Origin of the sequence: Bradyrhizobium sp. YR681, from assembly GCF_000282615.1 — a bacterium.
Lineage (GTDB): Bacteria > Pseudomonadota > Alphaproteobacteria > Rhizobiales > Xanthobacteraceae > Bradyrhizobium.
The window spans coordinates 1-7,397 of sequence record NZ_AKIY01000043.1; the positions used below are offsets into that span (position 1 = coordinate 1).

The 7,397-nt window shown below is 64.4% G+C and carries 9 protein-coding genes and 1 pseudogene; 7 read left to right on the forward strand and 3 right to left on the reverse strand.

Annotated features, from left to right (window positions below; genetic code table 11):
• From PMI42_RS06345 to hemB, 3 genes and pseudogenes are all read right to left on the reverse strand, one after another.
• Window positions 1-165: pseudogene (locus PMI42_RS06345) on the reverse strand (arginyltransferase); the annotation flags it as partial.
• A gap of 130 nt (window positions 166-295) precedes the next feature.
• A complete protein-coding gene (locus PMI42_RS06350) occupies window positions 296-829 on the reverse strand; it encodes an RDD family protein (RefSeq protein WP_008131702.1) in 534 nt (177 codons plus the stop codon).
• Window positions 830-1,101: 272 nt separating this feature from the next.
• The gene (hemB, locus tag PMI42_RS06355; RefSeq protein WP_008131704.1) at window positions 1,102-2,163 is read right to left on the reverse strand and encodes a porphobilinogen synthase; all 1,062 of its coding nucleotides are present in this window, start codon (window positions 2,161-2,163) and stop codon (window positions 1,102-1,104) included.
• 123 nt (window positions 2,164-2,286) lie between these two features.
• On the opposite strand from hemB, the gene PMI42_RS06360 reads away from it, so the two are divergent.
• The 7 genes from PMI42_RS06360 to ribD form a co-directional block, all read left to right on the forward strand.
• Window positions 2,287-2,802, forward strand: coding sequence for a DUF6163 family protein (locus tag PMI42_RS06360; protein ID WP_008131705.1), 516 nt, complete (start codon window positions 2,287-2,289; stop codon window positions 2,800-2,802).
• A 488-nt stretch (window positions 2,803-3,290) separates the two neighbouring features.
• Window positions 3,291-3,809, forward strand: coding sequence for a transcriptional regulator LdtR (gene ldtR / locus PMI42_RS06365; protein WP_008131706.1), 519 nt, complete (start codon window positions 3,291-3,293; stop codon window positions 3,807-3,809).
• A 200-nt stretch (window positions 3,810-4,009) separates the two neighbouring features.
• Window positions 4,010-4,246: a hypothetical protein gene (locus PMI42_RS06370; RefSeq protein ID WP_008131707.1), complete on the forward strand. Its 237-nt coding sequence runs from the start codon at window positions 4,010-4,012 to the stop codon at window positions 4,244-4,246.
• A 37-nt stretch (window positions 4,247-4,283) separates the two neighbouring features.
• Window positions 4,284-4,505 (forward strand): hypothetical protein, encoded by a 222-nt coding sequence (locus PMI42_RS06375; protein ID WP_008131709.1) that lies wholly within the window; start codon window positions 4,284-4,286, stop codon window positions 4,503-4,505.
• Between the two features lie 264 nt (window positions 4,506-4,769).
• Window positions 4,770-6,068 carry a serine hydroxymethyltransferase gene (glyA, locus tag PMI42_RS06380; RefSeq protein WP_008131711.1) on the forward strand — a complete coding sequence of 433 codons (1,299 nt, stop codon included), beginning with the start codon at window positions 4,770-4,772 and terminating at the stop codon, window positions 6,066-6,068.
• A 29-nt stretch (window positions 6,069-6,097) separates the two neighbouring features.
• Window positions 6,098-6,580, forward strand: a complete 483-nt coding sequence (nrdR, locus tag PMI42_RS06385) for a transcriptional regulator NrdR (protein ID WP_007603426.1) — start codon at window positions 6,098-6,100, stop codon at window positions 6,578-6,580.
• On the forward strand, window positions 6,577-7,397 hold an 821-nt coding region (gene ribD, locus PMI42_RS06390; protein WP_008131715.1), incomplete at its 3' end, for a bifunctional diaminohydroxyphosphoribosylaminopyrimidine deaminase/5-amino-6-(5-phosphoribosylamino)uracil reductase RibD. The genes nrdR and ribD, both read left to right, overlap by 4 nt.

Sequence of the window (7,397 nt, forward strand, 5' to 3'; positions counted from 1 at the left end):
CTGGCTGCGGCGGAAGCCGCCATGGGTCAGCAGGTCGTTGAGGTCGCCGGCGCGCTCCCCCACGAGGTGCGTAAACACCTTGCGCTCATGCCGGCCCGGCAGGTACGGGCAGGGAGAGGGCGCCGTGAGGTAAAACTGGGGGGTGTCGCGCGAGTGCTGGGTCAAGGGACGTCGTAGGCCTCCGAAGTGAATATCAGCATCGCGCTACGAAGGCTCCCGGTCAATTGTCCTGCTCGGCAGGTCAGGTCGGTCAGTTTAGATGGTCCGGGTTGATAGGTTCTTGATCACCGGGTTCTCAATACGTCCTTGCGGCCTGCGACACGGGCGCCCGAACCGAATTGTTGATCACGACCGTTCCCAGCACGAAATCATGCAGCAGCCGCCGGCGGCTGTTGAACGGGCCGACCAGAACCACGAAGGGCGTCAGGAACGAGACCGTCACCCAGAACAGCACGGCATGGGTGGCGCCGAGCACGAAATAACCGGGCGCGCCGTACCAGGTGCGCAGCTCCAGATCCATCAGGCGCATGCCGATCGTCGCGGACGAGGGACCGCCGATGCAGGCGCCGTAATAGACGATGGCCCACACCACGGAGGCCGGCCAGGCGATCCCGAACAGGAGAAATCCGAAGCCGAGTGTGACCACGCCGAACACGGCGATGAAGAGGTAGCCGAGGATCACCGGCACCGAAATGATGACCATGTCGATCAGGAACGCGAACGCCCGCCGCGTCGCCACGCCGCGGAACAGGTCCGGGTGCAGATAGGGATCGTAGGCGTGAGCCGCGCCGTCGCTGCGCCAGGCATTGCCCGAGTCCGAATACGACATGGTCCGTTCTCCCAAGGGAAACTCCCGTGGCAGGACATGGGAACAGCTCATCCCCGTGCCAAGGGCGCGCGGGTGTTATGAAACGGAAATATTCCGGCGATTCGGGGGCGGGTTCGGGTCTTTGGCGCAACCGCCGTAGGGTGGGCAAAGGCGCGCAAGCGCCGTGCCCACGGTCTGTCTGGATCGGACGGAGGTGGTGGGCACGCTTCCGCCTTCGCTCTTCGAGCTACGGCGGACAAGCCGCTTTGCCCACCCTACGGCACTGCGGCACCTTATCCCTGGGTTCGCAGCTTCTCCGCGACCTTCGGCGCAAAATAGCTGAGCACGCCGTCGGCGCCGGCGCGCTTGAACGCCAGGAGGCTCTCCATCATCGCGCGCTCGCCGTCGAGCCAGCCATTGTTGGCGGCGGCTGCGATCATCGCGTATTCGCCGGAGACCTGGTAGGCGAAGGTCGGCATCGCAAAGGTGTCCTTCACGCGGCGGACCACGTCGAGATAGGGCATGCCGGGCTTCACCATCACCATGTCGGCGCCCTCGGAAATGTCGAGCTCGACCTCGCGCAGCGCTTCGTCCGTGTTGGCGCTGTCCATCTGGTAGGTGCGCTTGTCGCCGGTGAGCGTCTTGGCCGAGCCGATGGCGTCGCGGAACGGGCCATAGAAGGCGGAGGCGTATTTCGCCGCATAGGCCATGATCTGCACGTCGATGAGCCCTGCGTGATCCAGTCCCGCGCGGATCGCGGCGACGCGGCCGTCCATCATGTCGGAGGGCGCGATGATGTCGCAGCCGGCTTCGGCCTGCACCAAGGCCTGACGCACCAGCACGGCGACCGTCTCGTCGTTCAGGATCGCGCCGTCGGCGATCAGGCCGTCATGGCCGTGGCTGGTGAAGGGATCGAGCGCGACGTCGCAGAGGATGCCGACGTCGGGAAATTCCTTCTTGATCGCGCGCACGGCCTGGCAAACCAGGTTGTTCGGATTGGTGGCTTCCGAGCCCTCTTCGTCGCGCAGGGAGGGGTCGGTGTAGGGAAACAGCGCGAGGCAGGGGATGGTGAGCTTCATCGCCCGCTCGGCCTCGCGCACGGCCTGGTCGACGCTGAGGCGCTCGACGCCCGGCATCGAGGCGATCGCCTCACGCTTGTTGTTGCCGTCGATCAGGAACAGCGGCCAGATCAGATCGTCGGTGGTGAGGACGTTCTCGCGCACCATCCGCCGGGCCCATTCGGCCTTGCGGTTGCGGCGCGGACGGATGGTCAGATCGAGGGCAGGGGAGGCCGCAGCACCGTCCCGGCGCGAGACCTCGCGCAATTCGATCGGACGTCCGTATTTGATCGCCATCACTCTTCCTCCGGCTGGAATTATTCTTATACCAGCTCGCATGGTTCCCGTCACCGCGGCTTGACCTGTCGCAAGGGATAGCAGCCGATTGATTTTGCGGGGCGAACCAGCCAGAAGGGGGCCATGTCGGAGATCTCCACCCGCGATGCGGCCCGCGACAGCGCCAGTGCCAGGGACGCTGCCCGCGACAATGCGCGAGACAATGCCAGAGACAATGCGATGTCGGTCGCGGCAATCTCGTCGGAGCGCCCGGAATCCGACGACAATGTCTGGACGCGCCGCCTGGTGCTGTTCCTGCGGGTGATGGCGCTGCTCTCGATCCTCAAGGGCCTCTATCATTGGGCGCAGGTGACGGGCTTCGTCGGCGGCGAGGACGAGGCGTTCGAGAACCAGTCGATGGCCTGGCAGGCGGCGACCATCTACTTCGCCGTGATCGAGCTCGTCGCCGCGGTCGGCCTGTGGCTGGCAACGCCGTGGGGCGCCGTGGTGTGGCTCACGACCGTGGTGTCCATGGCGGTGATCGAGCTGATGTTCCCGGGAATCTACGGCGGCAGCCTGGTCGTGGTCGGCGTCGAGGTCTTCATGCTCGCCGCCTATCTCGCACTCGCCTGGATGGCCGCGCGCGAACGGCCGCCATAGCAGGCAAACTCTCGTGCCCCGGACGCTGCGCAGCACGTAGTGATGCGTTGCTGAGCCGGGGCCCATCTCACCGCGATCTCGCTCTTGGCGTTCTGGGTCCCGGATCTGCGCTTCGCTCGTCCGGGACACGAGAGTGCGGTCGTGACTACTTGGTTGACCGCTGGTTGCTTAAAATTCGACGTAACTTTTCGCTAACCAGCCCGTTCCGCCACAGCTGTTACGCGCGCGTTTCGAAACGGGGCGGGGCTGTTCTGGAATGCGACAACAGGGCCGGACGGAGGGTGAACAGGACCTTGCGAGGGTCAACAGAGCGTTGCGAAAAGCCCTTGTGGCACAGGCTTAATCCGCAATTCACTGTCTTAAATTCATGATCTCTTTATTCTCTTATTTAAGCCGATCTTCAAACGCCCCCCTTAAGTTGAACCTATCAGACGGAGCACAAGTTTCGTCGAATAAGTGTCGATAAAAACGACAACAGGGGAAGTGTCATGATGAAAGCCGTCGCAACTGCGGCAGATACCGCAGAGCGCATCTCCGGCCAGCAGGGTTCGGTGCAGTCGCTCTATCTGGAAGCTTTGACTCTGGTGGAGCGGCTGCATCGCCGGCTCCTCGACGTGATCAAGGACGAGTTCGATCGTCGCGGTCGCGCGGACATCAATTCGGTCCAGGCGCTGCTGCTCTACAACATCGGCGACAAGGAGCTGACCGCGGGCGAGCTGCGCACGCGCGGTTACTATCTCGGCTCCAACGTCTCCTACAATCTGAAGAAGCTCGTCGAGCTCGGCTTCCTCGATCATCAGCGCTCGCGCGTTGATCGCCGCTCGGTGCGCATCCGTCTGACCCCGCAGGGCCAGGAAGTCCGCCGCATCGTCGACTCGCTCTACCAGAAGCACGTCAAGACCGTTGAACAGGTCGGCGGCATCTCGGGTGAGGAGTTCTCCACGCTCAACAAGTCGCTGCACCGCCTCGAGCGGTTCTGGACCGACCAGATCCTGTATCGCCTCTGAGTTCTTTTCGACGGGACAAGGCCAAGCCGGCCAGCAACAAGACCGGCAAGCCTCCCGAACGTGCCTCACTTCCCCAAGCGCATCGGCCCGGAGTTGCCCCCGGTCCGGTGCGTTTTGTCGTTTTGCAGTTGCGAAAAATCGTCCGTTTGAGCGGAACCGGTTCCCGGCTTCGGCGTTGTATCGCCGGATCGGAGGATGCGATGCTGGTCGAGCGCGGGTTGCAGGCACTGAACGTCGAACTCGTGAGCGATGCCTACGCCATCGCTGCGAACTACCTCCGCCGCTCCGGCGCCATCCCCGACACGCTCGTCACCAATGAACGCCTGCTCGAGATCATCATAAAGCTGCTCCAGCACGGCGAACTCAACAAGATCAGGCTCGCCAACAAGGCGATCGGCCGGTTCGAGACCCAGTCCGAGGCCCGCGCGGTTGCCTGATCAGAACTCACGACATTCCAGAGAACCAGAGGATGCCATGGAAGCTGCCATTGACCGCATCATGCAGACCTATGACCTGCTCGCGAACCGCACGTCCGCGGCGAGCGCGGAGGCGCGGGCCAAGGTCACCAACTATCTCAATACGTTGATGGAAGCCGGCGAGAAGGACACCCACAGGTTGACGGTCTGCGGCCTGACCTATCTGCGCCAGCTCGACGGCAGCGTGGACCCCGTGAAGGCGGGGTATACGGGGCTTTAGGCGAAATCCGGCCGGCGCCGGGCAGGGGTATTTTAAGGCCCAAATCGGACCCTTCAGGGTTGATCGGATGGGGGCGGGTCCGGAGCACCGCCCTCGGGCCCCAATCCTTCAATCCCCACCATATCTTGCATAAATATCAGGCCCGACCCGCAACCACTTGGCCTGTTGCGGGCGATGTGGTAGATCGCGCACGCCGCTTCCGATCACCACACCAGACCCGCCCGTAGCCCGCCAAAAGGCTGCGGCGGTGGAGATATTCGCAAGATGACCTTCGCCAAAACCGCCTCCGCCCCCGATTCGTTTTTCACCGCCTCGCTCGAGCAGGCCGACCCGGAAATCGCTGCCGCCATCAAGGGTGAGCTCGGCCGGCAGCGCCACGAGGTCGAGCTGATCGCCTCCGAGAACATCGTCAGCCGGGCTGTGCTGGAAGCGCAGGGTTCGGTGATGACCAACAAATATGCGGAAGGTTATCCGGGCGCGCGGTACTATGGCGGTTGTGAGTGGGTCGACGTCGCCGAGAACCTCGCGATCGATCGCGCCAAGAAGCTGTTCGGCGCCAAGTTCGCCAACGTGCAGCCGAACTCCGGCAGCCAGATGAACCAGGCGGTGTTCCTGGCGCTGCTCCAGCCCGGCGACACCTTCATGGGTCTCGACCTCGCGGCCGGCGGCCATCTCACCCACGGCTCGCCCGTCAACATGAGCGGCAAATGGTTCAAGGCCGCGCACTACACCGTGCGCCGTGAGGACCAGATCATCGACATGGACGCGGTCGCCAAGCAGGCCGAAGAGGTCAAACCGAAGCTGATCGTCGCCGGCGGCTCGGCCTATTCCCGCGCCTGGGATTTCAAGCGTTTCCGCGAGATCGCGGACTCGGTCGGTGCGTATCTCCTGGTCGATATGGCCCATTTCGCGGGTCTCGTCGCCGGCGGCGTGCATGCTTCGCCCGTGCCCTATGCCCACATCACCACCACCACGACGCACAAATCGCTGCGCGGTCCGCGCGGTGGTCTGATGCTGTGGAACGACGAGGCGCTGACCAAGAAGTTCAACTCGGCCATCTTCCCGGGCCTGCAGGGCGGCCCGCTGATGCATGTGATCGCGGCGAAGGCGGTCGCCTTCGGCGAGGCGCTGCGGCCGGACTTCAAGGTCTATGCCAAGAACGTCGTCGAGAACGCCAAGGCGCTGGCCGAGGCGATGAAGAGCCACGGCTTCGACATTGTGTCCGGCGGCACCGATAACCATCTGATGCTGGTTGACCTCCGGCCGAAGGGCCTGAAGGGCAACGCCTCGGAGAAGGCGCTGGTCCGCGCCGCGATCACCTGCAACAAGAACGGTATTCCCTTCGATCCCGAGTCGCCGTTCGTCACATCAGGTATTCGGCTGGGTACGCCGGCGGCGACCACCCGCGGTTTCGGCGTCGCTGAATTCCAGCAGGTCGCCGGCATGATCGGCGAGGTCTTGAACGCGATCGCGCAATCCTCCGACGGCAAGGCGCCGCTGGTGGAAGCCGCGATCAAGGAACGGGTCAAAGCGCTCACCGATCGGTTCCCGATCTATCAGTAAGGCCGAAGAAAACTGGTCAAGGTAAACGGATGCGCTGCCCGAACTGCAACAGTCTCGATACGCAGGTAAAGGACTCGCGTCCGACCGAGGACTCTTCCGTGATCCGCAGGCGGCGCGTGTGCGTCGCCTGCAATTTCCGCTTCACCACCTTCGAGCGCGTGCAGCTGCGTGAGCTCACGGTGATCAAGCGCAACGGTCGCCGCGTGCCGTTCGACCGCGACAAGCTGATGCGCTCGGTGTCGATCTCCCTGCGCAAGCGGCAGGTCGAGCCGGAGCGGGTCGAGAAGATGGTCTCCACCATCGTTCGCGAGCTTGAGACCGGCGGCGAGGCCGAAATCTCCTCCGAGGTGATCGGCGAGACCGTGATGGAGCATCTGCGCACGCTCGACGACGTCGCCTATGTGCGCTTCGCCTCGGTCTACCGCAATTTCCGCGAGGCCAAGGATTTTGCCGACGTGCTCGGCGAGCTCTCCGGCGAGGAGGAAGCGCGGCTCGCCGCGATCCGCAAATGATCTTCCGCATCCTGGAGGATCAGTACGCCCAGAAGATCCGCGACAGCAAGGACGCCGATCGCCGCTTCATGCAGCTTGCGCTGTCGCTGGGCAGGCGCGGGCTGGGGCGGACTTGGCCCAACCCGTCGGTCGGCGCTGTGATCGTGAAAGACGGGATGATCGTCGGCCGCGGTTGGACGCAGCCGGGCGGGCGCCCGCATGGTGAGCCCGAGGCGCTGCGGCGGGCCGGGGAGGCAGCACGCGGTGCCACGCTCTACGTCACGCTGGAGCCATGCTCGCATTTCGGCAAGTCGCCGCCTTGCGCTGATGCGGTGATCGCCGCCGGCATCAAGCGGGTCGTTGCGGCGATCGAAGATCCCAATCCGGAAGTCGCGGGCCAGGGCCATGCGCGATTGCGCGCTGCCGGTATCACAGTGGATGTTGGTCCGTGCGCGGCAGAGGCCGCCTTCGACCACGCCGGGCATTTCCGCCGCATCCGGGACAAGCGCCCGCACGTGATCTTGAAGCTGGCGGTTTCGCCCGACGGCAAGATCGGCGCGGCCGGCGGCAAGCCGCTTGCGATCACGGGTGAGGCGGTGCGCAACCGTGTGCATCTCCTGCGCGCGCAGTGCGACGCCATCCTGGTCGGCATCGGCACAGTGCTGGCTGATGATCCGCAGCTCAATTGCCGCCTGCCGGGCATGGCGGCGCGCTCGCCGGTGCGTGTGGTGCTCGACCAGAGTCTGCGCATTCCCGCCGCGAGCCAGCTCGTGCGCTCCGCGCGCGAGACGCCGCTTTGGGTGATCGCTTCGGAGCTTGCGGAAGCGGCTGCAGCCAC